Annotated in this window: 19 protein-coding genes; 10 read left to right on the top strand and 9 right to left on the bottom strand. The window is 65.0% G+C overall.

The features are described from left to right. Positions 1 to 3 precede the first annotated feature (3 nt). Both EDC31_RS05925 and EDC31_RS05920 read right to left on the bottom strand, forming a co-directional pair. Complete coding sequence (locus EDC31_RS05925) at positions 4 to 753, bottom strand: electron transfer flavoprotein subunit beta/FixA family protein (protein ID WP_042056585.1); 750 nt, start codon at positions 751 to 753, stop codon at positions 4 to 6. A 211-nt stretch (positions 754 to 964) separates the two neighbouring features. Further along, entirely contained in the window at positions 965 to 2,611 is a 1,647-nt protein-coding gene (locus EDC31_RS05920; protein WP_261753828.1) for an electron transfer flavoprotein-ubiquinone oxidoreductase, read from the bottom strand. A 605-nt stretch (positions 2,612 to 3,216) separates the two neighbouring features. Between EDC31_RS05920 and EDC31_RS05915 the strand changes: the two genes are divergently transcribed. From EDC31_RS05915 to EDC31_RS05900, 4 genes are all read left to right on the top strand, one after another. Next, positions 3,217 to 4,356 carry a thiolase family protein gene (locus EDC31_RS05915; protein WP_042056588.1) on the top strand — a complete coding sequence of 380 codons (1,140 nt, stop codon included), beginning with the start codon at positions 3,217 to 3,219 and terminating at the stop codon, positions 4,354 to 4,356. Continuing rightward, positions 4,356 to 6,707: a 3-hydroxyacyl-CoA dehydrogenase/enoyl-CoA hydratase family protein gene (locus tag EDC31_RS05910; protein ID WP_081797427.1), complete on the top strand. Its 2,352-nt coding sequence runs from the start codon at positions 4,356 to 4,358 to the stop codon at positions 6,705 to 6,707. The genes EDC31_RS05915 and EDC31_RS05910 overlap by 1 nt, the downstream gene beginning before the upstream one ends. A gap of 18 nt (positions 6,708 to 6,725) precedes the next feature. After that, complete coding sequence (locus EDC31_RS05905) at positions 6,726 to 8,516, top strand: acyl-CoA dehydrogenase C-terminal domain-containing protein (RefSeq protein WP_042056589.1); 1,791 nt, start codon at positions 6,726 to 6,728, stop codon at positions 8,514 to 8,516. Positions 8,517 to 8,612: 96 nt separating this feature from the next. Continuing rightward, positions 8,613 to 9,128 carry a PaaI family thioesterase gene (locus EDC31_RS05900; RefSeq protein WP_042056591.1) on the top strand — a complete coding sequence of 172 codons (516 nt, stop codon included), beginning with the start codon at positions 8,613 to 8,615 and terminating at the stop codon, positions 9,126 to 9,128. Between the two features lie 26 nt (positions 9,129 to 9,154). Here the strand turns inward: EDC31_RS05900 and EDC31_RS05895 are convergent, their stop codons facing one another. Beyond that, positions 9,155 to 9,574, bottom strand: coding sequence for an acyl-CoA thioesterase (locus tag EDC31_RS05895; RefSeq protein WP_042056593.1), 420 nt, complete (start codon positions 9,572 to 9,574; stop codon positions 9,155 to 9,157). Positions 9,575 to 9,863: 289 nt separating this feature from the next. On the opposite strand from EDC31_RS05895, the gene EDC31_RS05890 reads away from it, so the two are divergent. Together EDC31_RS05890 and EDC31_RS05885 are read left to right on the top strand one after the other, a co-directional pair. Next, complete coding sequence (locus EDC31_RS05890; protein WP_052511673.1) at positions 9,864 to 10,472, top strand: chalcone isomerase family protein; 609 nt, start codon at positions 9,864 to 9,866, stop codon at positions 10,470 to 10,472. Between the two features lie 45 nt (positions 10,473 to 10,517). Beyond that, entirely contained in the window at positions 10,518 to 11,492 is a 975-nt protein-coding gene (locus tag EDC31_RS05885; protein WP_132126947.1) for an IS630 family transposase, read from the top strand. Here EDC31_RS05885 and gntR read toward each other — a convergent pair. After that, positions 11,489 to 12,490: an HTH-type transcriptional regulator GntR gene (gntR, locus tag EDC31_RS05880; protein WP_239641505.1), complete on the bottom strand. Its 1,002-nt coding sequence runs from the start codon at positions 12,488 to 12,490 to the stop codon at positions 11,489 to 11,491. The two genes, EDC31_RS05885 and gntR, sit on opposite strands and share 4 nt — an antisense overlap. A 164-nt stretch (positions 12,491 to 12,654) precedes the next feature. On the opposite strand from gntR, the gene EDC31_RS05875 reads away from it, so the two are divergent. From EDC31_RS05875 to EDC31_RS05860, 4 genes are all read left to right on the top strand, one after another. After that, complete coding sequence (locus EDC31_RS05875; RefSeq protein WP_042055131.1) at positions 12,655 to 13,941, top strand: MFS transporter; 1,287 nt, start codon at positions 12,655 to 12,657, stop codon at positions 13,939 to 13,941. 244 nt (positions 13,942 to 14,185) lie between these two features. Further along, on the top strand, positions 14,186 to 15,721 hold the full coding sequence (locus tag EDC31_RS05870; RefSeq protein WP_243697792.1) for a carbohydrate porin: 1,536 nt from the start codon (positions 14,186 to 14,188) through the stop codon (positions 15,719 to 15,721). Between the two features lie 95 nt (positions 15,722 to 15,816). Further along, the gene (locus EDC31_RS05865) at positions 15,817 to 16,938 is read left to right on the top strand and encodes an aldose epimerase family protein (protein WP_239641510.1); all 1,122 of its coding nucleotides are present in this window, start codon (positions 15,817 to 15,819) and stop codon (positions 16,936 to 16,938) included. Between the two features lie 87 nt (positions 16,939 to 17,025). Continuing rightward, the gene (locus EDC31_RS05860) at positions 17,026 to 19,452 is read left to right on the top strand and encodes a glucose/quinate/shikimate family membrane-bound PQQ-dependent dehydrogenase (protein WP_042055139.1); all 2,427 of its coding nucleotides are present in this window, start codon (positions 17,026 to 17,028) and stop codon (positions 19,450 to 19,452) included. A 234-nt stretch (positions 19,453 to 19,686) separates the two neighbouring features. Here EDC31_RS05860 and EDC31_RS05855 read toward each other — a convergent pair whose 3' ends face one another. The 5 genes from EDC31_RS05855 to EDC31_RS05835 form a co-directional block, all read right to left on the bottom strand. Continuing rightward, entirely contained in the window at positions 19,687 to 21,045 is a 1,359-nt protein-coding gene (locus EDC31_RS05855) for an aminotransferase class III-fold pyridoxal phosphate-dependent enzyme (RefSeq protein ID WP_042055183.1), read from the bottom strand. A 139-nt stretch (positions 21,046 to 21,184) separates the two neighbouring features. Continuing rightward, on the bottom strand, positions 21,185 to 21,682 hold the full coding sequence (locus EDC31_RS05850; protein WP_042055141.1) for an Lrp/AsnC family transcriptional regulator: 498 nt from the start codon (positions 21,680 to 21,682) through the stop codon (positions 21,185 to 21,187). Between the two features lie 50 nt (positions 21,683 to 21,732). Next, complete coding sequence (locus tag EDC31_RS05845) at positions 21,733 to 22,911, bottom strand: NAD(P)/FAD-dependent oxidoreductase (RefSeq protein WP_042055144.1); 1,179 nt, start codon at positions 22,909 to 22,911, stop codon at positions 21,733 to 21,735. Continuing rightward, on the bottom strand, positions 22,908 to 24,275 hold the full coding sequence (locus tag EDC31_RS05840) for an FAD/NAD(P)-dependent oxidoreductase (RefSeq protein WP_042055146.1): 1,368 nt from the start codon (positions 24,273 to 24,275) through the stop codon (positions 22,908 to 22,910). Before EDC31_RS05840 ends, EDC31_RS05845 begins: the two co-directional genes overlap by 4 nt. After that, on the bottom strand, positions 24,260 to 24,559 hold the full coding sequence (locus EDC31_RS05835; RefSeq protein WP_042055149.1) for a (2Fe-2S)-binding protein: 300 nt from the start codon (positions 24,557 to 24,559) through the stop codon (positions 24,260 to 24,262). The genes EDC31_RS05840 and EDC31_RS05835 overlap by 16 nt, the downstream gene beginning before the upstream one ends. Between the last annotated feature and the right edge of the window lie 240 nt (positions 24,560 to 24,799).

Below are 24,799 nucleotides of genomic sequence, written 5' to 3'. Positions count from 1 at the left end.
GAGTCAGATCACCTTGGCTTCGTTGCGCAGTTTCTCGACGAGTTCGGCGGCGCTGCCGACCTTGACGCCTGCCTTGCGGCCCGGGGGTTCCGCGACGGACACGACGGTCAGGCGGCGGCCCATATCGACGCCGAGATCGGCGGCCTGAAGGGTTTCGAGCGGCTTTTTCTTCGCCTTCATGATGTTGGGCAGCGACGCGTAGCGCGGCTCGTTGAGGCGCAGATCGGCCGTCACGACGGCCGGCAGGGCGAGGGCGAGCGTCTCGGAGCCGCCATCGACCTCGCGCGTGACCTCGATGCCGTCGCCGGTTTTCTCGATCTTGCTGGCGAAGGTCGCCTGCGGCCAGTCGAGCAGGCCGGCGAGCATCTGGCCCGTCGCGTTCATGTCGTCGTCGATGGCCTGTTTGCCGAGGATGACGAGATCGGGCGATTCGCGCGTGACGAGCGCCTTGAGGATCTTGGCGACGGCGAGCGGCTCCGGGCTTTCCTCGGACTGGACGAGAATCGCGCGGTCCGCGCCCATGGCCATTGCCGTCCGCAGCGTGTCGGCGGCCTGCGCGACGCCGACGGACACGACGACGACCTCCGTGGCGGCGCCTTTCTCGCGGAGGCGGATGGCCTCCTCGACGGCGATCTCGTCGAAGGGGTTCATCGACATCTTCACGCCGGTCAGATCGACGCCGGAGCCGTCCATCTTGACGCGGACCTTCACGTTGTAGTCCACGACGCGTTTGATGGGGACGAGAATTTTCATGACACCTCCCTGGAGTCCGATGGGTTCGGGCTGAAGCGGCCAGACGCGTGATTCAGCCTCGTAAACGACAAGCCGGGGTCCTCCCGCCGGGACGACCCCTGAGCCCCTCTCCCGATCCGCGATGGAGCGGGAGAGGGGCTCCAGATCATTGAGTCCGGAGCGATTCCATCCGGTCGGATGTCGCTCCGGAGCCTCGAAAGTCCCGGCGCCTCTACATGCCGCCGGGGTAGTTCGGACCGCCGCCGCCTTCCGGCGTGCGCCAGTCGATGTTCTGGTCCGGGTCCTTGATGTCGCAGGTCTTGCAGTGAACGCAATTCTGCGCGTTGATCACGAGCCTTGGTTCCGTCTCCGCATCGGCTACCTCGTACACGCCGGCCGGGCAATAGCGGCTCTCGGGCGCGCGGAACCGGTCCCAGTTGACGGGCCGCCACAGATCCGGGTCGCGCAGCCTGAGATGGACCGGCTGGTCTTCCTCGTGATTGGTGTTCGACAGGAAGACCGAGGACAGCTTGTCGAACGTGATCTTGCCGTCCGGCTTCGGATAGGCGGGCTTCGGAGAAGATGCGGCCGGGGCGAGCGCCTCGTTGTCGCCATGGGTGAAATGCAGGGTCCATGGGGCGCGTCCACGCAGGAGGGCCGCGTCGAATCCCGCATAGAGCGCGCCGCGCCGCGTCCCCCATTTCGCGAAGGCCGGGCGGATGTTGCGCGCGCCATGCAACTCCTCGTGCAGCCAGGAGGAACGGAAACGCGCCGTGTAGGACACGGGTTCCGCTTCCTTCCCCGCAAGGGCGTCGGCAATCGCCTCGGCGGCGAGCATGCCCGATTTCATCGCGGTATGCGTGCCCTTGATTTTCGGCGTGTTGAGGAATCCCGCCGCGTCGCCGACCAGCGCGCCGCCGGGGAAGGTGAGGCGCGGAATGGATTGCAGGCCGCCTTCGGACAGGGCGCGCGCGCCGTAGATCAGGCGGCGTCCGCCCTCGAAAATGGGGCGGAAGAGCGGGTGCAGCTTGGTGCGTTGCATTTCGTCATAGGGCGACAGCCACGGGTTGCTGTAGGCGAGCCCCGTCACGAAGCCGTAGGAGACGAGATTCCTGCCGAAATGGTAGAGCCATGCGCCGCCATAGGTGTGATCGTCCAGCGGCCAGCCGAAGCTGTGCACGACGTGGCCCGGCCGGTGCCGGTCCGCCGGGATTTCCCAGACCTCCTTGATGCCGAGCCCGTAGGTCTGGGGATCGGCGCCCTCGCGCAGGGCGTAGCGGGCCATGAGCGTCTTGGTGAGCGAGCCGCGGCATCCTTCGGCGAAGAGCGTATAGGTCGCGCGGAGTTCCATCCCCGGCGCGTAGTTCGGCCCCTCTTCGCCCGCGCGGGTGATGCCCATGTCGCCCGTGAGCACGCCGGCGACGCGGCCCTCCTCGATCAGCACGTCCGCCGCGGCGAATCCGGGATAGATCTCGACGCCGAGCTGCTCCGCCTGTGCGGCGAGCCAGCGGCAGAAATCGCCGAGGCTGATGACGAAATTTCCGTGATTGGCGAGATGCGGCATCAGCAGGCCGAGGGCCGGCACGCGAAAGGCCCGGTTCTGCGTGAGGTAGTACATGTCCTCATCCGTGACCGGCGTCGTGAGCGGGGAGTCGCGATCGCGCCAGTCCGGGAGGAGTTCCCCCAGGGCGTGGGGGTCGATGACGGCGCCCGACACGATATGGGCGCCGATCTCGCTGCCTTTCTCGACCAGGCAGACGGCGAGGTCGGGCAGGAGCTGCTTGAGCCGGATCGCCGCCGCGAGGCCGGACGGCCCTCCACCGACGATGAGGACATCGAACGTCATGGTCTCCCGTTCGGTCATGCAGCTTCTCCGGATGGTACGAGTCTCGACAGGGTGCGGGGCGCGGTTAAGGGCCTCGGCGGGGGTCTGTATATCGCCGTCGCGTGCTTTCGAACAGTCGATAGGTACATTTGCGCGGGGTGCGGGCGGAGGCTCGGAGAGGGATGGACGCGGGATTTTCGGATAGATATTTGATAGGAAAGGATTATTTTTTGAGAAGGTCTTGTCCTCACATGTTTGAGATCGTTCTTTACTCCTCCCCGATCCGTCTTGTGGGGGCAAGGAAGAGACTCTGTCCGTCTCGCCGGGGAGGTTGTTTTTTGGCGGTGGCGGTGCGCGAATCTAACGAACGTTCAATTCTTTTTTTGCGCCGGCTCGGCGGCGGAAGATGGCGCGGATTTAAGCCAATATATTGATAATGCATGATTTTTACTGACTTTTGCCGCATATGGCGTGGGTGGCTCAAGCCGCGGAAGGTGATCAACGAATCGTGTAATCGACATAAAGCGTCTTTGCTTCGGGCGTTCGACTCATTATTCGATAGGGAAGTGGGAACATGAGGGCTGGACTTACAAACGTTAGACATAATCCGGCGCCAGCTTCAGGCCCAGTTTTCAGGCCCAGCTTCAGGAGCATATCCAATGAATTCCGTCGTTATCGCAGGTTATGCGAGATCCCCTTTCCAGCTCGCGCGAAAGGGCCGCTTCGTGAAGACCCGTCCCGACGACATCGCGGCGCAGGTCGTGCGCGGACTGGTCGAACGCACGGGGATCACGCCTGAAGAGATCGAGGATCTGATCCTCGGCTGCGCCTTTCCGGAAGCCGAGCAGGGATTCAATCTCGGCCGGATCGTCGGTCTGCTCGCCGGGCTGCCGATTTCCGTCGCCGGTGTGACCGTCAACCGCTTCTGCGGCTCCTCCATGCAGTCCGTCCACATGGCGGCGGGCGCGATCCGCATGGGCGCGGGCGAGGCGTTCATCTGCGCCGGGGTCGAGAGCATGACGCGCATCCCGATGGGCGGCTTCAATCCGCTGCCGAATCCGGCGCTCTACAAGGCGCGTCCGGGCGCCTACATGGATATGGGCATCACCGCGGAAAACGTGGCGCGTCGCTACGAGATCAGCCGCGCGGAGCAGGACGCGTTCGCCCTGCGCAGCCAGATCCGCACGCGGGACGCCGTCGCGGCCGGTCATCTGGAGGAAGAGATCGTGCCGATCCGGACGACGGACGGCGTGGTGTCCGCCGACGGGTGCCCGCGTCCCGAGACGACGATCGAAGGGCTGGCGGGTCTGAAGCCTGCTTTCGACGCGACGGAAGGCACCGTCACGGCGGGCACGTCCTCCCCGCTGACGGATGGCGCCGCCGCCGTTCTGGTCTGCTCGGAGGCGTATGCCGACCGCAAGGGCCTGCAGAAGATGGCGCGCGTGCGCTCGATCGCCGTCTCCGGCTGTGATCCGGAGACGATGGGGCTCGGCCCGATCGCGGCGTCCCGCAAGGCGCTGGAGCGTGCGGGACTCACGATCGGCGATATCGGCGTCGTCGAGCTGAACGAAGCGTTCGCCGCGCAGGCCATCGCCTGCGTGAAGGATCTCGGCGTGCGCGACGAGACGCTGAACATCGACGGCGGCGCGATCGCGCTCGGCCATCCGCTGGGCGCCACGGGCGCGCGCATCGTCGGCAAGGCCGCGCAGCTCCTGTGTCGCGAGGGGGTGAGCCACGCGCTGGCCACCCAGTGCATCGGCGGCGGTCAGGGCATCGCCACGGTTCTGGAGCGCATCTGATGACCGAGGCTATGAAATCCGGCGGGGAAGGCGGCGTTGCGTCGCCATTCTCCCGCGTCTGCGTGATCGGATCGGGGGTGATGGGCGCGGGGATCGCCGCCCAGATCGCCAATGCCGGCGTTCCCGTCCTGCTGCTCGATCGCAAGGCGGAGGGGTCCAATCCCAACGCGCTTGCCGACGGGGCGATCGCCAAGGCGCTCAAGGCCGATCCGGCGGCCTTCATGGACCCGGCGGCGGCGAAGCTCATCACGACGGGCACGATCGAGGACGATCTCGGCAAGGTCGCGGACTGCGACTGGGTGGTCGAGGTCATCATCGAGCGCCTCGACCTCAAGCAGGGGCTGTATCGCCGGCTCGACGAGGTGCGCCGTCCCGGCACGCCCGTCTCGTCGAACACCTCCACCATTCCGCTGGCCAGACTGGTCGAGGGGATGCCGGAGCGGTTCGCGCGTGATTTCCTCATCACCCATTTCTTCAATCCGCCGCGCTACATGCGGCTGCTCGAAATCGTCGGCGGCCCGCTCACCGATCCGGCGCATGTCGCCCGGCTCACGGCGTTCTGCGACCGCTCGCTCGGCAAGACGGTGGTGAAGGCCAAGGACACGCCGGGCTTCATCGCCAACCGCATCGGCACGTTCTGGATGCAGGTCGCGGCCGGCGTCGCGGTCGAGCAGGGGCTGACCGTCGAGGAAGTCGACGCCGTCATCGGCCGTCCGTTCGGCATTCCCAAGACGGGCGTGTTCGGGCTGCTCGATCTCGTGGGCATCGACCTGATGCCGCATATCGCGGCTTCGATGACCTCGCTGCTGGCCGAGGGGGATCGCTACCATGCGTTCGCCGGGGAACTGCCGCTCGTCCCGAAGATGATCGCGGACGGCTATACCGGCCGCAAGGGCAAGGGCGGGTTCTACCGGATCAACCGGGAAGGCGGCGGCAAGGTCAAGGAATCCATCGATCTCAAGACCGGCGCATACGCGCCGTCGCGGCGGGCTTCGCTGCCGCCGGAAGGCCGGGACGCGGCGGGTCTGCTGGGCGCGCAGGACAGGCTCGGCGCCTATGCGCGCAAGGTGATGGGCGAGACGCTCGCCTATGCGGCGTCGCTGGTGCCGGAGATTTCCGACGATATCTCCGGGATCGACAGGGCGATGGAGCTTGGCTTCAACTGGAAGATGGGGCCGTTCGCCCTGATCGACCAGATCGGCGCGGCGAAATTCGCCGCCCTGCTGAAGCAGGAAGGCATCGCCGTGCCCGCGTTGATCGAGACGGCCGGCGACCGAAAGTTCTACAAGGATATCGACGGCGTTCCGAACGAGCTGGGGGCTGACGGCGAGTATCGTCCGGTGCCGCGTCCGGAGGGCGTGCTGCTGCTGAGCGACGTACGCCGGAAGGGCAAGCCCGTCCTGTCGAGCAAGGCCGGCGCGCTCTGGGATATCGGCGACGGCGTGGCCTGTTTCGAGATCACGACGAAGATGAACACTTTCGAGGAGCGCGTGCTGGCGATCCTCGAGAAGTCCATCGAGCACGTGAAGGAGAATTTCAAGGCGCTGGTGATCTACACCGACGCGACGCAGTTCTCGGCCGGGGCCAATCTGGGTCTGGCGCAGTTCGCGGCCAACATGGCGGCGTTCGGCGAGATCAAGAAGCTGATCGCGCGCGGCCAGACGGTGTTCAAATCGCTCAAATATGCTCCTTTCCCGGTCGTCGCGGCGCCCGCGGGGCTGGCGCTCGGCGGCGGATGCGAGATCACGCTGCACGCGGACGCCATCCAGGCCCATGCGGAAAGCTATATCGGTCTGGTGGAATGCGGCGTGGGTCTGATTCCGGGCTGGGGCGGCTGCGGCGAGATGCTGCTGCGTCTGGCGGCGGACAAGCGGACGCCGAAAGGGCCGATGCCGCCGGTGCGCGAGGTGTTCGAGATGATCGCCACCGCGCGCGTGTCGAAATCCGCGGCCGAGGCGCGGCGGATGCATATCCTCCGCGACGGCGACGGCATCACCATGAACCGCGACCGTCTTCTGGCGGACGCCAAGGCGCGCGCGCTGGCGCTCGTCGACGGCTACACGCCGCCGGCGAAGCCGGAGTTCCATCCGGCCGGGGCCGGCGGGAAGCTGGCGCTGAACATGGCGGTGGACGGCATGCTCCGGCAGGGCATCGCGACCCCGCATGACGTCACGGTCGCCGGGTGGCTGGCGACCATCCTGACGGGGGGCGATCACGACATGACGGAAACGCTGACCGAGGAGCAGGTGCTCGGGCTCGAACAGGAGGCGTTCTACGCCCTGGTCCAGACCGTGCCGACGCTGGACCGGATCGAGCACATGCTCGAAACCGGCAAGCCGCTCAGAAACTGACGCAAGGGGAACCGAACGATGCAAACCTATACGCCGCCCCTGCGCGACATGGCGTTCGTGCTGACGGAGTTGCATGATTTCTCGCAGTTGACCGCGCTTGAAGCGTTTTCCGAGGTCGATGCCGATCTGGCGGCGACGGTGCTGGAGGAGGGGGGCAAGTTCACCTCCGAGGTGCTGCTGCCGCTGAACGCGACCGGCGACAAGGAGGGCTGTACGATCGAGAACGGCGTCGTCAGGACGCCTCGCGGGTTCAAGGAGGCCTACAGGCAGTTCTGCGAGGGCGGGTGGTCCGCCGTCTCGGCGCCGCCGGAATTCGGCGGCCAGGGCCTGCCCGAGACCATCGGACTGATGATCTCGGAGATGATCTGCGCCACCAACCTGTCCTTCGGCCTGTATCCCGGCCTGACCGGCGGCGCCACGGTGGCGCTGCGCAAATACGGTTCGGACGAGCTGAAATCCTTCTACCTGCCGAAGATGATCAGCGGCGAATGGTCCGGCAGCATGTGTCTGACCGAGGCGCATTGCGGTACCGATCTCGGCCTTCTGCGGACGCGCGCCGTCCCGCAGGAGGATGGGAGCTATCGCGTCAGCGGTTCGAAGATCTTCATCTCGGCCGGCGAACACGACCTGTCCGACAATATCGTCCATCTGGTGCTCGCGCGCCTGCCCGACGCCCCGCCCGGCATCAAGGGGATCAGCCTCTTTCTGGTGCCGAAATTCCTCCCCGACGAGAACGGCGCGCCGGGCGAGCGCAACGGCGTGCTGTGCACCGGCATCGAGCACAAGATGGGCATCAAGGCCTCGGCCACGTGTCAGCTTGCCTTCGACGACGCGAAGGGGTGGCTGATCGGCGCGCCGCACAAGGGCATGCAGGCCATGTTCGCCATGATGAACACCGAGCGCCTCGGCGTGGGCATTCAGGGCCTCGGCATCGCGGAGACCGCCTATCAGAGCGCCGTCGCCTATGCGAAGGAACGTCTCCAGGGCCGTTCGCTCGCGGGTGCGAAACATCCGGAACTGCCGGCCGATCCGATCATCGTGCATCCGGACGTGCGCCGCATGCTGATGACCATGCGCGTGAATGCCGAAGGCTGCCGCGCGCTCGGCGCGTGGGTGGCCATGCAGCTCGACATTTCCGAACATGCGGCCGATGAGCGCCAGCGTCGCGACGCCGAGGATTTCGTGGCGCTCATGACGCCGGTCGTGAAGGCGATGTTCACCGATCTCGGCTTCGAATCCGCCAATCTGGCCGTGCAGACCTATGGCGGGCATGGGTACATCGTCGATCATGGCGTCGAGCAATACGTGCGCGATGCGCGGATCGCGATGATCTATGAAGGCACGAACGGCGTGCAGGCGCTCGATCTCGTCGGTCGCAAGCTTCCTGCTCATATGGGCCGCAATCTGCGTGGGTTCTTCCATCCGATCGCGGCGTTCATCGCCGAGAACAAGGAAAATCCGATGCTCGGCGAGATGATCACCGGGCTCGAACGCGCGCTGGGTGCGTTGCAGCTTTCGACCGCGCAGATCGCCGAACGGGGGATGCGTGATCCGGAGGAGGCGGGCGCTGCCGCGACCGACTATCTGCGCCTCATGGGTCTCGTCGGGCTGGCCTATCTCTGGGCGAAGGCTGTCGTGATCGCGGTGCCGAAATCCTTCGCCCCCGGGCCGGATCAGGCCTTCTATGCGGCGAAGATCTCGTCCGCCCGGTTCTTCTACGAGCGCGTCCTGCCGGAATCGGCGGCGCTTTATCTGAAGATCAAGTCCGGCAAGGCGTCGATGATGGCGCTGCCGGACGAGGCGTTCTGATCCCGCGTCGTTCCGCTTTTTTCCTTCGGCGGTGCACAGGCGGCGTCGCACAGGCGGCGCCGAAGGAAGGGCGGATCTTTCATATGGAGCAATGCGATGACCTCCACAGAGGCCGGGAACGGTTCTTGCGCGCGGCCGCCGGGGTTCCGCGCGTTGCCTCTTCCAAAGGGGCTCGGTGTCGGGGAGCCCGGCTTTCATGAAGCGTCCGGCGGGTTCGACGTCGCGGCGCGGGACGGGAAGCTGCTGGCCGGTTTCGTCGTCGAGCCGAGGCACTGCAATCATGTCGGCGTCTGTCACGGCGGCATGATCGCGACCGTCTTCGACGGGTATCTCGCCATGGCGGCGATGTTCGCCAATCATTTGCAGGTTCCGATCATGCCGACCATGTCCCTGACGGTCGATTTCCTCGCGCCGGGGCTTCTGGGAAAATGGATCGGCTTCTCGGCCGATGTTCTGCGCGTGACCCGGACCGTGGCGTTCGTCCAGGGGCTCGCCATGGTCGACGGGGAGCCGATCGCGCGGGCGAGCGGGCTCTATCGCCGTCTGGCCGCCGATCCCGACGGCCCCGATACGGGGCAGTTGCTCAGGGAGTTTCTTCAGGCGGACGATTGAGAGGTCCGCCCGCATGAAAGCCCCGCTCAGGCGGGCGGACCGGCGGGCGTCGTCTCCGGCAGCGTGCGGGGGCGACGGTTCTCGTCGATGGCGACGAAGGTGAAGGTGCCTTCCGTGACCAGGAACGCCTGGTCGTCATGGCGGGGGCGGCGCCAGGTCTGGACGTGGATGACCATCGAGCTGCGTCCCGTCTTCACGATTTTCGTATAGATGCTGATTTCGTCGCCGACGGCGACGGGCAGGTGGAAGATCAGACGGTCGATCGCGATGGTCACGCAGCGGCCTCGCGCGTGCTTGGCGGCGAGGGTGCCGGCCGCGAGGTCCATCTGCGACACGAGCCAGCCGCCGAAAATATCTCCCGCCGGGTTCGTGTCCGCCGGCATGGCGATCACGCGGATCATCGGCTCGTAGGGCGGGGGTGTCGCTATGGTCTGATCGTCGGACATCGTTCTTCGCATCCTTGCGGGGTGGGTCGGCAGAAGCAGAAAGTGGGTTGGCAGCGGCGGAATCGTGATCCCGCGCGCCTGTTATACGGGTTGTTAATATGACGAACGTTTGTTTGAATTCTATGAGCCGCCGCGCCGGGAATCAATCCGGGCACGGCGGCGTACACGAAGGGTTCAACACAGGAAGCGAAAGGCATGGCGCGGCGTTTTCGATACATCCTGGCGGGATTCGCCGGAGCCGGAGCGTGCACGTCACGAATCGCACCCCCCTATTCAGAGGACAAACCTCATGGTCTTGAGTCGTTCGGGCGCACGCCGCGCCTTCCTTTTTCTCACGGTGAGTCTGTCTTGTGGCGTGCTGGCCGCGCCATTGGCCAGAGCCGATGAGGGGCGCAAGGTCGCCGGCGTCGTATTCCCCGAAACCCTCCCGGTCGGCGGGACCGTGCTGAAGCTCAACGGTGTCGGTGTTCGCGTATTTTTCCACCTGGTGAACGGCTATGCCACGGGATTATATGTCGTCACTCCGGCTCACGACGCCGAGGCCGTCATGAACGAGCCCAATCCCAAGGTCATCTACACGCAGTTCCTGCATGATGCGTCCGAACACCGCATCAGGGAGGAGTACGACGCCATCCACGCGCGATATTGCAAGGTGAATGCGTGCGGCGAGAAGAATGAGGCGGCCTACGCCACGTTCATGGCGCATCAGACGGCCGCCGAGGGTGGCACGTCGCAGACGATCCTGATCACCGATCAGGGCGTGAGCGTCCAGCGCGGCGGCAAGGAGATCGTCCATATCGACAATCCGGATTTCGGGAAGGCGCTTGTTGCGTCCCTCGTCGGTCCGGCCGCGCCGACCGAAAGCTATCGCAACGGCATTCTCGGCGTCGAAGACTAGCACTACAGTTGCGTTTATCTGAGCGTTCTGAATCTATGGGTAACCATGATTCTGAACGAGATGAATGGTGCGGGCTCGGTTGAGGATGTTCTTACCCTGACGCTGGAGGCGCTGCGGGACGCCAAAGCGCGGATGCGCCCTGTATTCGGCCAGGAGCGGGTGGCGTTGTCGGCAGGGCGGTTTCTGGAAACACTGCTGGGCAACGAACCGCGCAAGACCGGCTGGATGCGCGCGGAAGCCGCGGGCGATCCGGGGCCATGGCGACAGCAGGCCCTGCTTGGACGCGGGCATTGGGACGCCGATGCGTTGCGGGACGTCGTGCGCGATCATGTCGTCGAGCATCTGGGGGATACCGACGCGGTGCTGGTGGTCGACGAGACTGGTTTTCTCAAGAAGGGGACTGCATGGTGCGGGGTAGGACGGCAATATACCGGGTCCGCGGGCAAGATCACGAAGACCACTGTGAGCCCATGCATCAGAGGGGTCAGTTTTCGGCGCCGATTACCCCTCCAGCAGGGTCAATTTTCCACGCCGGTTCACAGCCGGAATGGCACGACGTCGCTGTTTGCCGCCCTCGATATCGCGACAGGGGCTGTGATCGGAAAATGCTACAAGCGCCATCGCGCGACCGAATTTCTGGATTTCCTGAAGCGCATCGATGTCGGGATGCCTGAGGGTCAGGACGTCCATCTCGTCATGGACAATTACGCCACACACAAGACGCCCATGATCAAGACCTGGCTTGCGCGTCGACCGCATTGGCATGTCCACTTCACGCCGACATCGGCCTCCTGGATCAATCAGGTCGAGCGCTGGTTCGCCGAACTGACGCGCAAGCAACTTCAACGCGGCGTGCATCGCTCCACGGCCGATCTCGAAGCCGATATCACGGCCTTTATCGAGGTGCACAACGAAAACCCAAGGCCATATCGGTGGGTCAAACCCGCCGAAGAGATCATCGCCTCCGTCAAACGCTTCTGCCTCAAGACAATGAAGCGAACTTCAGATTCGGGTGACTAGCTGCTTTCCCGTGCGTGAAGCGTGAACCCCAGGTCGAGCCGGGCGGCCTCGGGTGCCCGGCCGCACATCAGGTCCAGCAGCATCGCCGCGGATTTTCTGCCGATCTCGTAGCGTGGCGTGGCGACGGTGCTCAGCGCCGGCACCGTCCAGGCCGAGGCCGGAAGATCGTTGAACCCCGCGATCGCAAGCTGTTGCGGCACGGCGATCCTCCGTCTCTGGCAATGGAACAGCGCGCCTTGCGCCAAATCGTCATTGCAAAAGAACACGGCTTCAATATCCGGGCACTCCGCCAGAACGCGGTCCAACAGCGCGGCGCCAAGGGCTACGGAAGACCGATCCGGCACCATCAGCTCGTAGGGGGCGTCCAATCCGGCCTCCTTCAGCGCGCGCCGGAAACCTGCCCCGCGCGCCAGGGTCCGAGGATCCAGTTGCGCCGCCACGAAACCGGTCCGCTCATAACCGTGCCCTGCGAAGTGCCGCGCGATGGCGGCGCCGCCATCTTCCTGCGAGAAGCCCACCGAATAGCTGCCCGCCCGGCCGCACAGTTCCATCATCTGCACGACCGGCAGAGCGGGTGTTTTCAGCAGATTCAGCGTTCCGGGCAGATGGTCGATGCCGGTCAGCAGCACTCCATCCGGCCGGAAGGCCAGCAGTCCGCGCAATTGCCGCTCCTCTTCCATCGGGCAATAATTGGTGGTCGCCATGATGATCTGATAGCGCTCCGGCGACAGCACCTCGTCGATGCCGGCCAGCATTTCCACGAATACCATGTTGGTGATGGACGGGACCAGTACCGCGACATTCATGGACCGCGCGGAGGCCAGCGCGCTGGCTGCCCGGTCGGGCACGTAGCCCAGCGCCGCCGCGGCTCTCTCGATCCGCGCCCGCAGGTCCGGACTCAGTCGGGCGGGGTCTCGGAACGCGCGAGAGACGCTGATCATGCTGGTGCCGGCCGCCGCCGCCACGTCTTCGATCGTCACGCGGCCCTTGACGGGCATGCGTGGTTTCCGGCCGGCCATCGATCAGGTGTCCCTCAGTTTCCGCGTTGCAGACAAAACATGTTAGCGTTAACAATGTGCCAAAAATCAACAATCAAGGTACGAACAGCAGCTTCATAATCGACAATCAGGCGAAGCTCCATAATCAACATATCGGGGGAAGTATGACCGGCCTTTCCGCGCAGATCCCACGGCGCCGCTGGATTATCGGCGGATTGCTCGGTGGGGGCGTGCTTGTCAATTATATCGATCGCATCAATCTCTCGGTCGCAGCACCGCAGCTCATGGCGGAGTTCCACCTCACAGCGACCGATATCGGGCTGCTTTTCAGCGCCTTCTTCTGGTCCTACGCGCTGCTGACGATCCCGGCCGGCATGATTCTCGACCGGTTCGGGGTCACATCCGTGGGGCGCTGGGGCGCGTTCCTGTGGTCCATTGCCTCGGCGACGGTGGCGTTCGCCAGCGGATTCGGCGGCATCTTCATGGCCCGTCTGCTGTTGGGCGCGGCCGAGGCGCCCTGCTTCCCCGCCAACGCCAAGGCCACCGGCTACTGGTTTCCGCGTCAGGAGCGTTCTGTCGCCACCTCGCTCTTCGATGCGGCGGCGAAATTCGCCAATGTCATCGGCGTGCCCCTTGGCGCCGTCGTGGTGGTGAATTTCGGTTGGCGCTGGGGCTTCGGTGTCACCGCCGCGCTGAGCTTCGCCTATTTCGTGGCCTATTATTTTATCTATCGAGATCCTTCGGCGGAGAAGAACCTTTCGCGCGAGGAGCACGCCTATATCCTCGAAGGGGGCGCCACCCCGGAGGGTGAGGCCGCGAGCGGCGCCGGCTCCATGCTGGTTTACCTGTTCGGCCAACGGAAAGTCTGGGGCCTGAGCCTCGGCTTCGCCGCCTATGGCTACACCTTCTACCTCTTCCTTACCTGGCTGCCTGGCTATCTGGTTCAGGCGATGCACATGAGCATCCTTGAATCCGCCGGTTACGCCGCCATTCCCTGGGCCTGCGCCACAGTGTCGGACATCGTCTTCGGCGGCGTGCTGGTCGACCGCCTGATCGCGGCCGGGCATGACGAGACCAAAGTGCGCAAGACCGTGCTGGTGGTCGGGATGCTGTTCGGCCTCTCCGTGTTCAACGCCACACAAACCACCGATCCCCGCTGGGCGATCTTCTGGATCTCCATCGCCTTGTCCGGTCTCGCGGCCTCGGCCCCCATCGGCTGGTCCATCCCCTCGCTCATCGCGCCGAAGGGCGGCACGGCCACCATCGGAGGAATCATGAACTTCCTCAACAATATGATGGGCGTCATCGCGCCGATCGTCACCGGATTCATCGTCGGCGCCACCCATCATTTCGAGACAGCCTTCCTCGTCGCGGGCGTGATGCTGCTCGTCGGCATCTTCTTCTATGTCGTCGTCCTGGGACGGATCGAGCCGATTCCGTCGCCCCGATGAGCGCCGTGCGCTCACGCCGGACATCGCGCCGGGCTTCCTGAAACGGCCCGACGCCGTCTGCGTCGGCGGCTCCCGGACAGGGGGTTATCGGTTTCATCCCGGAATCACTTATTCGTGCCCGGTTGGCCGGCCGCCTTTCCAGCGAGCTATGTTAGCGTTAACATGATGCTCATAATGACTATCAACAGGGATATGAATGACGAGCCGGGCATTCAGGCAGTGGCGCAACACGATGAGAATGAGCATGGCGGCGCTGATCGGATATTGCGTGGCAGTCAGCGCGTCGGCCCACGCGCAGGTCTCGGGACCGTCCCCGACCCGGCACGATGACAGCAGGCCTCATGAGACCATGACAGCGGGCGCGACGCTCGACCCGTCATCGTCCGGGCCTGCCGTCTCCCCGGATGATCCTCCTATCTTCTTCGGTAATCCCTATAACCGTTCGCCGGCCTCCCTGGGCACGACGCGCCATGCCGTGACGCCTGTCCCGGACGAGCCTTTCTTTCCGGCGTCGTTCGCGGGCTGGCTGACGCAGAAGACCATGACGGGCGACTGGGGCGGCGAGCGCGTGCGGCTCCAGAACGAAGGCATCAACATCTTCGGTCATTATCTCGAGGACAGTGCCGGAAACCCGATCGGTGGTCGTGGCCGCACCGTGCGGTACGCGCATGAAGTGGCGATCGGCGCCGATGTGAATTTTGCCCAGCTCACGGGTCATAATATCGGCATTTTCCATGTCCTTATGACGGAGCGCGCCGGGCAAGGTATCGGGCAGCAACTGCCGGCTCTGAACAGTCCGCAGGAGATCTTCGGATCGGGAGAGACGATCCGTTTCACGCGGCTCTCGTTCGAAAGACAGTTCGGACGATATGTCGATGCCGAGATCGGGTGGATCAATTCGGAAAACGACTTCGCCCAATCCACCTCCCATTGGGGCATGAATCTGTATTGCCAGTTCCAGACCAATGCAATTTGCGGCATGCCGCAGGCGATCGCCAGTAATTCCGGTTATGGCTATTACCCGACCGCCCATCCCGGCGCCTATATCAAGGTCTTTCCTTTTGGAGACGAGCGTATGCTTGTGTCCGCCGGTATCTACAACGCCGATCCGACAATCTCGAATACGGGCTATGCCTGGAAGATGTGGCTGCACGGATCGACGGGCGCCTTTCTGCCGTTCCAGATCGGCTGGCATTTCGGCGGCACGGACACGCACGGCGCGCTGCCGACGAATCTCAAGGTCGGCGGCTATTGGGATACGTCCGAAGTCAATAACGTCTACGGCCAGTTCAGGGGATTCCAGATCGCCGGGGCAGACGTGGGCAACCTGCCGATCGAGAAGGTCCGCGGTCGGTTCGGCGGATGGTTCGAGGGTGACAGGATGCTGCAGCGTGACCGCGCCGATCCGAATCGCTCGACGATCGCTTTCCTGTCCTTCACCTGGGGCGATCCCAGAACGGCGATCGCGCCCTATTACATCACCTGGGGCATCGTCCGGAAGGGCACGTTCTGGAACCGCCCGAACGACACGGTCAGCTTCGGTGGCAAATTCAATTTCGTAAACCCCAAACTCGGGATTTACGCCACCGCCCTTCAGCAGGAGGGGTACACCGACATCCTCAAGCCCAGCGGGGAGCATGCCGGCGAGATCAACTACGGCTATCGCCCGGCACCCTGGCTCGCCCTGCGTCCGGGCGTCCAATATATCTGGCATCCGGGCGGCACGAACCGCTACCGCAACGCCCTGCTGCTCGACATGGAACTGGGGACGACGTTCTGAGCCCCGCCATCCATTCAGTTGCAGTCAAATCGCAAGGATCCATCACGATGTCGGTTCATCTTTCCTTTCGTCGCCATATCAGGCGCGTCGCCGTGATGGGGTCCGTCGTCCCGTTCGCATACGGCGTCGCGACCGCCGCGCCGACGGTATCCGTGGCGCCCTGGGGGCAACTGGCCGATGGGCGCAAGGTCCAGATCGTTACCTTGAAGAACGACAGGGATGTGACGGTGCGGGTCATCACTTATGGCGGCATCATCCAGTCCGTCGTGACCCCGGACCACGAAGGGCATCCCGGCGACATCGTGCTCGGCTTCGGCGCGCTCAAGGGATATACGGTCGATTCCGCGAAAGGGGGGCTGTTCTTCGGAGCGATGATCGGCCGTTACGCCAACCGCCTCGCGGGCGGCAATTTCACGCTCGACGGCAAGAGCTACCATATCGCCGTGACCGCGCCGCCCAATGCACTGCATGGGGGCACGCAGGGCTTCGACAAGAAACTCTGGACGCTCGCCGCGCACAGGGCGGATGGCAGGGCGGCTTCCGTCACGCTGGCGCTCGTCTCGCCGGATGGCGATCAGGGCTTTCCCGGAAAGCTGACGACGAAGGTTACCTACAGCCTCGATGATACCAACGCCCTGACGCTCCACTACACGGCGACGACCGATGCCCCGACGGTCCTCAACCTGACGAACCATAGCTACTGGAACCTCGATGGCGAGGGGTCCGGATCGATTGCTCCGGAAATATTACAGATCGACGCCGGCCGTTATACGCCCACCGATCCGACATCGATTCCGACGGGCGAGATCGCGCCCGTCACCGGCACGCCGCTCGACTTCACCATGCCCCGCGTGATCGGCGACCGCCTGCGCGATTCATTCGTCCAGATGATGTACGCGCGCGGATACGACCATAACTGGGTGATCGATGGGCCGTCCGGCGCCGTCCCCCGTCCGGCGGCACATCTCTACGACCCTCGCTCCGGGCGGTCGATGGACGTCCTGACGAACCAGCCGGGCTTGCAGGTCTATACGTCGAACTCGCTGGACGGCGGCTACGCCGGTCTCTCCGGCAAGGCCTATCGCCAGACCGATGCCATCGCCTTCGAGGCCGAGCATTTTCCCGACAGCCCGAACCATCCGTCCTTCCCGACGACTGTGCTTCGTCCGGGGCAGGAATTCGACTATACGACGATCTATCGGTTTTCGAATCAGTGATGCGATCAATCCGAGCCGTGCCGGGCTCGGATTGATCGCGCATTGGCGACGCGCCCATTCTTCCCATCCGACAGTCCTGGAGACGACATGAACACGCTCCCTCGCCTACCGATGCCGGTTATGCTGACGGCGCTGCTCGTCGCGTTGATCGGCCTCGCCCTCACCATTGGTGGGGCGTGGCTGACGACCTACGGCGACACGCCCTATTATCTCGTCTGCGGCATCGCGATGCTGGCGACCGCTTTTCTCCTCTATCGCGGCAAGGCGGCGGCTCTCTGGGTCTATGCGGCGATCACGCTCGGCAGCCTGATCTGGGCCATCGCCGAAGCCGGCTTCGATTTCTGGTCTCTCGTTCCGCGTGGCGACGTGATCGTCATCGTCGGCATATGGCTGCTCCTGCCGTTCATCAGGCGTCCGCTGGGGGCCACCCGCGCGACGATCGTCCCGCTGGGCGCGAGCCTCGTGCTGGCGGTTCTCGTCGTCGCGTTCTCGCTCACGCAGGACCCTTATTCCCTTGACGGCACGCTGCCGACGCAGGTCGCCAACGCCGCGCCGGGCGACGCCGCCGCGATGCCCGATTCCGAATGGCACGATTGGGGCCGCACACAGTATGGAAACCGCTTCTCGCCGCTGAAGCAGATTGACGCCTCGAACGTGGGCAGGCTGAAAGTCGCCTGGATCATGCGGACCGGGGATCTCAAGACGGCGAACGATCCCGGCGAGACGACGAACGAGGGCACGCCGGTCATGGCGAACGGGACCCTCTATCTCTGCTCGACCCATCAGAAGCTGTTCGCGGTCGACGCGACGACCGGCAAGACGAAATGGGTGTTCGACCCCCATCTCTACGTCAATCCCGGTTTCCAGCATCTGACCTGCCGCGGCGTGACCTATCATGCCACGCCTGCGGGCGCGCTGACGATCGACGGGCAGCCCGCGCCGACGGAATGCGCCCGCCGCCTCTTTCTGCCGACCAATGACGGCCGCCTGATCGCCATCAACGCCGATGACGGATCGCGCTGCTCCAGTTTCGGCAATAACGGCGAGCTCAACCTGCGCGTCGAGGGGATGCCCTTCACCCAGGTCGGAGAATGGGAGGCCACGTCCCCACCCGTTGTCACCGACAGGCTCGTCATCCAGTCGGGCGCTGTGACGGATAACGGCTCGGTGCATGAGCCCTCGGGCGTCACCCGCGCGTACGACCTCTATACCGGCAAGCTCGTCTGGGTCTTCGACACAGGCAATCCCGATCCGAACCAGATGCCGGGTCCGGACCACAAATTCGTGGCGAACTCGCCGAACTCGTGGATCACCTCGTCTTACGACGCCGCGCTCAACCTGATCTACATCCCGACCGGCGTGCAGACCCCCGACGAATGGGGGGGCAACCGCAACCAGTATTCCGAACGCTACGCCTCCGGCATCCTCGCGCTCAACGCCGATACCGGCAAACTCGCCTGGTTCTACCAGGCCGTCCATCACGACCTTTGGGACATGGACGTTCCCTCGCAGCCGAGCCTGGTCGATATCAGGCAGAAGGACGGGACGGTCATCCCCGCGATCTACGCACCGGGCAAGACGGGCAATATCTTCGTCCTCGACCGCCGCACGGGAAAGCTGATCGTCCCCGCTCACGAACTGCCGGTCCCGCAAGGCGCCGCGCCCGGCGATCACGCCTCGCCGACGCAGCCTTTCTCCGATCTCTCCCTCCGTCCCAAGGCGCTGCTGACAGGCGCCGACATGTGGGGCGGCACAATCTTCGACCAGATGATCTGCCGGATCGCCTTCCATCAGCTGCGCTACGAGGGCACCTTTACGCCTCCCTCGACCCGGGGCACGCTCGTCTTCCCCGGCAATCTCGGGATCTTTGAGTGGGGCGGTCTCGCCGTCGACCCGCTGCGCCAGATCGCTGTCGCCGATACCCTTTCGCTGCCGTTCGTCTCGCGTCTCGTTCCGCGTGGGCCGAACAATCCGCTCTGGCCGTCTCCGGGCAGCGCGGGCGGAACCGGAGGAGAGAGCGGCATCCAGCATAATTACGGTATCCCGTACGCCGTGGAACTCACCCCGTTCATCGACCCGGTGCTGGCCAAGGTCGGGCTGAATCTGCCCTGCCGTAATCCGCCCTGGGGCTATATGGTCGGTATCGACCTGACCACCAACAAGGTGGTCTGGAAGCACCGCAACGGCACTATGCAGAACAGCCTGTATGGAAGTTCACTGCCGATCACCCTCCCGCCGGTGAAGATTGGCGTGCCGGCGCTTGGTGGGCCGCTGGTCACCGCGGGTAACGTCGCGTTCCTCACGGGCTCGATGGACTACTACATACGCGCCTACGACGTGACGACGGGCCGGGTGCTATGGCAGCAATCGCTTCCCGCCGGCGGGCAGTCCACACCCATGACGTATGCCGTGAACGGCAAGCAGTATGTCGTCTCCTATGTCGGCGGTCATGGTTCGTTCCCGACCAAGCTCGGCGATTACCTGATCGCGTGGTCTCTTCCCGACACGAAATGACAAGCGGATAAGGAAATGCTCAAGGCGGAGCGATCCTGCTCCGCCGCTCCGCTCCCTTTGGACGGGTCGAGTACACAACCCGGTGATACGAACCCCGTGACGCACGGCGGACGGACGACAGGCACGGCATGACGCGCGTGCCGGAGGCGAGCGACGTCATCGCCCTCCTTCCCGCACGTGTGACAAACTCATGATGTTGAACGGAAAACGGGAGCCGGGAAGGAGCGAGGAACGCTACCGCATCGTCGGACGCAGATCGTCGATGACGCGATACAGGCGGTCGCACAGCAGGTCGATTTCCGCGGTCGAGCAGCACAGGGGCGGAGCGAGGCCGATAATGTCGTCCCCGAAAGCCCGGAACAATATTCCGGCCTCGTAGCCGGCCCTCGACAGCGTGGACGCAAGCTGGAGATCAGCGGCGGGCTTGCGTTTGGTGGCCTTGTCGGCGACCAGTTCGATCCCGGCCAGCAGGCCGCTGACGCGCACGTCGCCGATCAGGGGATGGTCGGCCATCGCGCGCAGGCGCTCCGCGAGATGCGCGCCGGCCCGCCGGCCATTCTCCAGCATGCCCCCTTCATACAGGTCGAGAACCGCGAGGCCGATCGCGGCGCTGACGGGATGGGCGCTGTAGGTCATGCCGTGCCCGATGGGAACGCCGGCGGGCGTGTTGTCGCGAATGGTCGTGTAGATGGCGTCGGACATGAAGACCGCGCCCATCGGGGCGTAACCGGCCGTCAGGCCTTTCGCGACCGTCATCATGTCGGGGACGACCTGCTCGGTCTCGCACGCGAAGAGGGGGCCGGTCCTGCCGAAACCCGTGATGACCTCATCCGCGACGAACAGGATGCCGAGTTCCGTGCACGTATGCCGCATCGCGGCCAGCCAGCCGGCGGGCGGCACGATCACGCCGCCCGATCCCTGTATCGGTTCGCAAAAGAAGGCCGCGACCTGATCCGCGCCGAGTTCCTCGACCTTTCGGCGCAGGGACGCCACCGATTCCGCGATGATCGTTTCCGGCTGCCCGTCGCCGGCATGGCGGTAAGGATAGGGACTGGGAATATGGTGCTGCCACGCCAGCGGCACGTCCGCATCGCGATGGAAGACGGACAGGGCGGTCAATCCCGCGCCGGTATAGGTCGATCCATGATACCCGCGCGACAGACCGATGACATGCCGTTTCTGCGGAGTGCCGCGCGCGTGCTGGTAAAAGCGGATGAAGCGCAGGGCGCTGTCCACCGCATCCGACCCGCCTTGGGAAAAGAAGACGCGGTTCAGATCCCCCGGCGCCTTGGCTGCCAGACGACCGGCAAGCGCGATGGCCGCCTCGTTCGCGAAGCCGAAATAGCCCGTGGCATAGGGCAGGCGGCTCATCTGTTCCGTGGCGGCATCGACCACGCTCTGGCAACCATAGCCGACATTGACGCACCACAGGCCCGAAAACCCGTCAAGAAGGTCCCGGCCCTCGCTGTCCGTGACCCAGGCGCCCTTGCCGGAGCGCAGGATGCGGGCGCCGGCGGCCTCGTGATCCTTCCAGGAGGAGACGGGATGAATGAGATGATCCCGGTCGGTCCGGAGAAGCGTTTCTGTGTTCATGTCGTGCGCGATCCCGGCAGTGGCGTCGTCCAGAACCGGATTGTGCCCCAGCGGCACAGACGATGTGGCGGGAAATCTCGTCCGCGGGAAAAGATCGTGCCGTTTCGCGGACGCGATCAGTCGGATCCGCCCATAGTCGTCAGGGCGGGGAAGAGTCGATGATGCTGTCGATTGCGATTGCCGGTTTGATGATCGGAGACTTGATGACGATGTAGCTGAAATATTTCTCGATGCCGATATTGGCGTCGAGCATCGCCTCGATCACGCCCTGATAATGTTCGACGCTGCGGGTCATGAATTTCAGCAGATAATCGTAGCCGCCGCTGACCAGATGGCACTCCATGACCGAGGGAATCTTCTGGATGCGGGTCTCGAATCGTGAAAAATCGTCGCGCCGATGATCGGAGAGGGTGACTTCCGTGAACACCGTCAGCAGGCTGCTGATCTTCTGGAGATTGATCTGGGCCCCGTAACTGACGATATAGCCGCTCTTTTCCAGTCGCTTGACGCGAATGAGGCAGGGGCTGGCCGAAAGCCCGACGCGGCGCGCCAGTTCGACATTCGTCAGGCGGCCATTGCTCTGGAGTTGCGCCAGGATGCGCAGGTCGATCCGGTCGAGCTTCGGCAATGGCGGCATAGATCAGTCACCTCGGTTCACGATGCGGGCTCCGCGCTGGATCACGATGCCTACGCGTGGGGAGAATACGCAGCCGCGTTTGCCGCGTTGCGCTGGAAACGTCCGACACGAAAAGGCTCCAGTGGAATGTCCGTATGCCCGGTCGCGATCAGTTCCGCCATAGTGGCCCCGACGCCGGGGCCAAGCTGAAAGCCGTGACCACAGAAGCCGAACGCGTAGAACAGGCCCGAGACGCGCTCGCTGGGCCCCATGATCGGCAGGCTGTCCTGGACATACCCCTCGACCCCCGACCATGTGCGGATGACCCGCAGGCGCGCGATGGCCGGCAGCAGGCGCGCCAGTTGGGGCATCTGGCGCAGCGTGTTCATCGGATCGAGCCGGGCCCGTTTCGTCTCCAGGTCGGCGGTGCTGCGTCGTCCACCGCCGAACACGATGTTGCCGCGCTTGACCTGCCGCAGATACACGCCCTCATCGGTGACGCTCGAGGCCGACCCGATCACGGGCGCGACGCGATAGGGCATGGGTTCGGTCACGCCCATTTGCGGCCCCTGCGGGGCCATGGGGACATCCTCGCCGAACAGGGCCGCCATCTTGCGCCCCCACGCTCCGCTTGAAACCTGAAGCATGGGTGCGCGATAAACGCGGCCATCCGCCGTCTCGGCGATGAAATCCGTCGAATCTTTCGTGATCGACAGGACGGGCGCCTGTTCGACGACATGCGCGCCCGCCCGCCTGGCGGCCCGGCCGAAGGCGGGAGCCGCCAGGCGCGGGTTGGCATGCCCGTCATGCGGAGAATAGGACACCGTATGAATCTCCGGGCCCACCATCGGGAACATCGCGCGCGCCTGGTCCCCGGTCATCATCGTCAGGTCCAGGCCCCACGCCTTGCAGTCGACGGCATACTGCTCCAGCCGGGCCCCGTCGTCCGAACGGGTGGTCACGAGGAGATGGCCGGAGGGGAGGAATTCGACGTCTTCCCCGATCAGCTCGGGCAGGCGTCCCCAGATGTCGCGGGAACGGTGCGCGAGAGGCAGTTGCGGCAAATAGCGCCCCTGCCGGCGCACATTGCCGAAATTGGTCCCGCTTGCCGCCTGTCCGATCAGGTCGCGTTCGAGCAGGATCACCGACAGGCCGTGCGTGCGCAGGAAAAAAGCGGTGGCGGCGCCCATGAAGCCGCCACCCACGACGATGACGTCCGCCCGGACGGGGTCTCGTGCAAAATCGTTCATGGCGTGACCGTACAATCGAGTGGAAGGGGTTTCAGCGGCGCCGCGGTGCGGATGCGCCCGACCTGCTCGACCGGGACTCCGCGGGCGGCGGCGAGGATTTCGGCGGCCGCAAGCCCGCACATGCGGCCCTGGCAGCGCCCCATGCCCGGTCGCGTCAGGGCCTTGGCCCGATTGATCTCGGGGGAATCGAGCGCCGTCGCGGCATGGCGGATGTCACCGGCCGTGACGTTCTCGCAGCGGCAGACGACCGTATCGTCCGGCAGCGCGGCGGCCATATGGGCGGGCCAGGGGAAGGCTGACGCGATTCCCTCGGCAAAGCGGTCCATGGTGGCGAGAATCCCGCGCAGATCCGCGATCTCGTCCGTGCCGACGGGAAGGGCCCGGTCCTGCAGCAGGGCGCACGCGGCCAGCCGGCCGGCCGTCTCGGCGGCGTCCGCGCCGCGCAGGAGCACGCCGTCGCCGGCCAGATAGACATTGGCGCGGCTGGCGCGCCCGTCCGGATCGACCCGCGGGCGCCACTGGGTGAAGCGGCGGTCAAATACGAAATCGCATTTCAGCAGGTCCGCCAACTGGGTTTCCGCGCGCAGGCCAAAGCCGGTGGCCACCGCATCGCAGGCGGTCCGGCGAAGACGCCCGCGCGCGTCCTGCCACACGATTGCGGTCACGCCGTCCTCGCGCCCCTCGATGCGGGCAGGGGTGATCCCGGTATGGAGCGGCACGCCCGCGCGGATCAGCTCCGCCATGTAACGCACGCCATGGGCCAAGACCCGGGCCCGCGTCATCATGCCGCGCAGGCCGCGCAGGCGGGTCGCGAGGCTGTTGGTATCAAGCACGGCCGCCGGTTTCACCCCGGCCCGCAGATACTGCCACGCCACGAGATAGAGCAGGGGGCCGGTGCCCATGAACACCGGCGCGCCGCCAACGGCGCAGGCCTGCGCCTTCAGCGCGATCTGCGACGCGCCCAGGCTGTAGACGCCCGGGAGGGTCCATCCCGGAACGGGCATGATCCGGTCGGTCGCGCCGGACGCGATGATGATGGCCGAGAACGGCAGCGTCGCGACCGCGCGGTCACGGACGGTCAGCAGCCCCTCCTCCGCCACGCCCCACACCATGGTGCCGGGGCGATAGTCGATATGGGGCCGCAGGGCCTCGAAATCGGTGTGCAGCGCGCGGGCGCGCGCGGCCTCGGCGCCATAGAGCTTTTCGGCCGGACGCGAGAAATTTTCCGACTGCCGACGGTAGATCTGGCCGCCCTGGCGTTCGTTTTCGTCCACGACGACAGGCCGCAGGCCGGCCTGCACCAGGCGCTGCGCCGCACGGGTGCCCGCGGGTCCGGCGCCGACGACGATTACCGGGTCAGCCATGGAACCTCCTTCGTCACGAGTCGCATCCCGTCGCGCACGTCGGTCGAGCAGGCACGCAGTTCCTCGCCGCTCTCGGTCCAGACCCAGCACTCCTGGCAGGCGCCCATCAGGCAGAACCCGGCGCGGGGCTTTCCGTCGAACTCGTTCCGGCGCAACCGGGAACCGTTGGTCAGCAGCGCGGTCAGCACCGTGTCGCCTTCCAGCGCCGTGACTTCGTATCCGTCCACCACCAGCCGGACGCCCCGGCGGCCGGTCTCGTCCACGCGTCGAAATAAAGCCGTCATCGAGCCTCTCTGCGTTGCGGCCCGGCTCATGGGTCCGGGCAGGAAACATACGGCGGCCCCTGATCCGCCCGCACCCCGTGCCACGGGTGACAGGCGATCGAAGCAGAGGCGCTTTCGATCCTCGGTCACGCGGCGCGGAATGTATCGAACGAAAATCCCGCGAGGAAAGCATAACGTGCCGTTTCGGTTGCAACTACGCAACATTGTGGTCTCGGGGCGCCCTCCCGATCTCCTACACTG

Origin of the sequence: Acidomonas methanolica, assembly GCF_004346035.1 — a bacterium.
GTDB lineage: Bacteria > Pseudomonadota > Alphaproteobacteria > Acetobacterales > Acetobacteraceae > Acidomonas > Acidomonas methanolica.
This window is presented reverse-complemented; position numbering and strand designations above follow the sequence as displayed.

Excerpts from the sequence above, each read along its gene's own strand:
- EDC31_RS05925 (WP_042056585.1), bottom strand. The coding sequence starts at position 753 with ATGAAAATTCTCGTCCCCATCAAACGCGTCGTGGACTACAACGTGAAG.
- EDC31_RS05915 (WP_042056588.1), top strand. The coding sequence starts at position 3,217 with ATGAATTCCGTCGTTATCGCAGGTTATGCGAGATCCCCTTTCCAGCTC.
- EDC31_RS05910 (WP_081797427.1), top strand. The coding sequence starts at position 4,356 with ATGACCGAGGCTATGAAATCCGGCGGGGAAGGCGGCGTTGCGTCGCCA.
- EDC31_RS05905 (WP_042056589.1), top strand. The coding sequence starts at position 6,726 with ATGCAAACCTATACGCCGCCCCTGCGCGACATGGCGTTCGTGCTGACG.
- EDC31_RS05900 (WP_042056591.1), top strand. The coding sequence starts at position 8,613 with ATGACCTCCACAGAGGCCGGGAACGGTTCTTGCGCGCGGCCGCCGGGG.
- EDC31_RS05895 (WP_042056593.1), bottom strand. The coding sequence starts at position 9,574 with ATGTCCGACGATCAGACCATAGCGACACCCCCGCCCTACGAGCCGATG.
- EDC31_RS05890 (WP_052511673.1), top strand. The coding sequence starts at position 9,864 with ATGGTCTTGAGTCGTTCGGGCGCACGCCGCGCCTTCCTTTTTCTCACG.
- EDC31_RS05885 (WP_132126947.1), top strand. The coding sequence starts at position 10,518 with ATGATTCTGAACGAGATGAATGGTGCGGGCTCGGTTGAGGATGTTCTT.
- gntR (WP_239641505.1), bottom strand. The coding sequence starts at position 12,490 with ATGCCCGTCAAGGGCCGCGTGACGATCGAAGACGTGGCGGCGGCGGCC.
- EDC31_RS05875 (WP_042055131.1), top strand. The coding sequence starts at position 12,655 with ATGACCGGCCTTTCCGCGCAGATCCCACGGCGCCGCTGGATTATCGGC.
- EDC31_RS05870 (WP_243697792.1), top strand. The coding sequence starts at position 14,186 with ATGGCGGCGCTGATCGGATATTGCGTGGCAGTCAGCGCGTCGGCCCAC.
- EDC31_RS05865 (WP_239641510.1), top strand. The coding sequence starts at position 15,817 with ATGGGGTCCGTCGTCCCGTTCGCATACGGCGTCGCGACCGCCGCGCCG.
- EDC31_RS05860 (WP_042055139.1), top strand. The coding sequence starts at position 17,026 with ATGAACACGCTCCCTCGCCTACCGATGCCGGTTATGCTGACGGCGCTG.
- EDC31_RS05855 (WP_042055183.1), bottom strand. The coding sequence starts at position 21,045 with ATGAACACAGAAACGCTTCTCCGGACCGACCGGGATCATCTCATTCAT.
- EDC31_RS05850 (WP_042055141.1), bottom strand. The coding sequence starts at position 21,682 with ATGCCGCCATTGCCGAAGCTCGACCGGATCGACCTGCGCATCCTGGCG.
- EDC31_RS05845 (WP_042055144.1), bottom strand. The coding sequence starts at position 22,911 with ATGAACGATTTTGCACGAGACCCCGTCCGGGCGGACGTCATCGTCGTG.
- EDC31_RS05840 (WP_042055146.1), bottom strand. The coding sequence starts at position 24,275 with ATGGCTGACCCGGTAATCGTCGTCGGCGCCGGACCCGCGGGCACCCGT.
- EDC31_RS05835 (WP_042055149.1), bottom strand. The coding sequence starts at position 24,559 with ATGACGGCTTTATTTCGACGCGTGGACGAGACCGGCCGCCGGGGCGTC.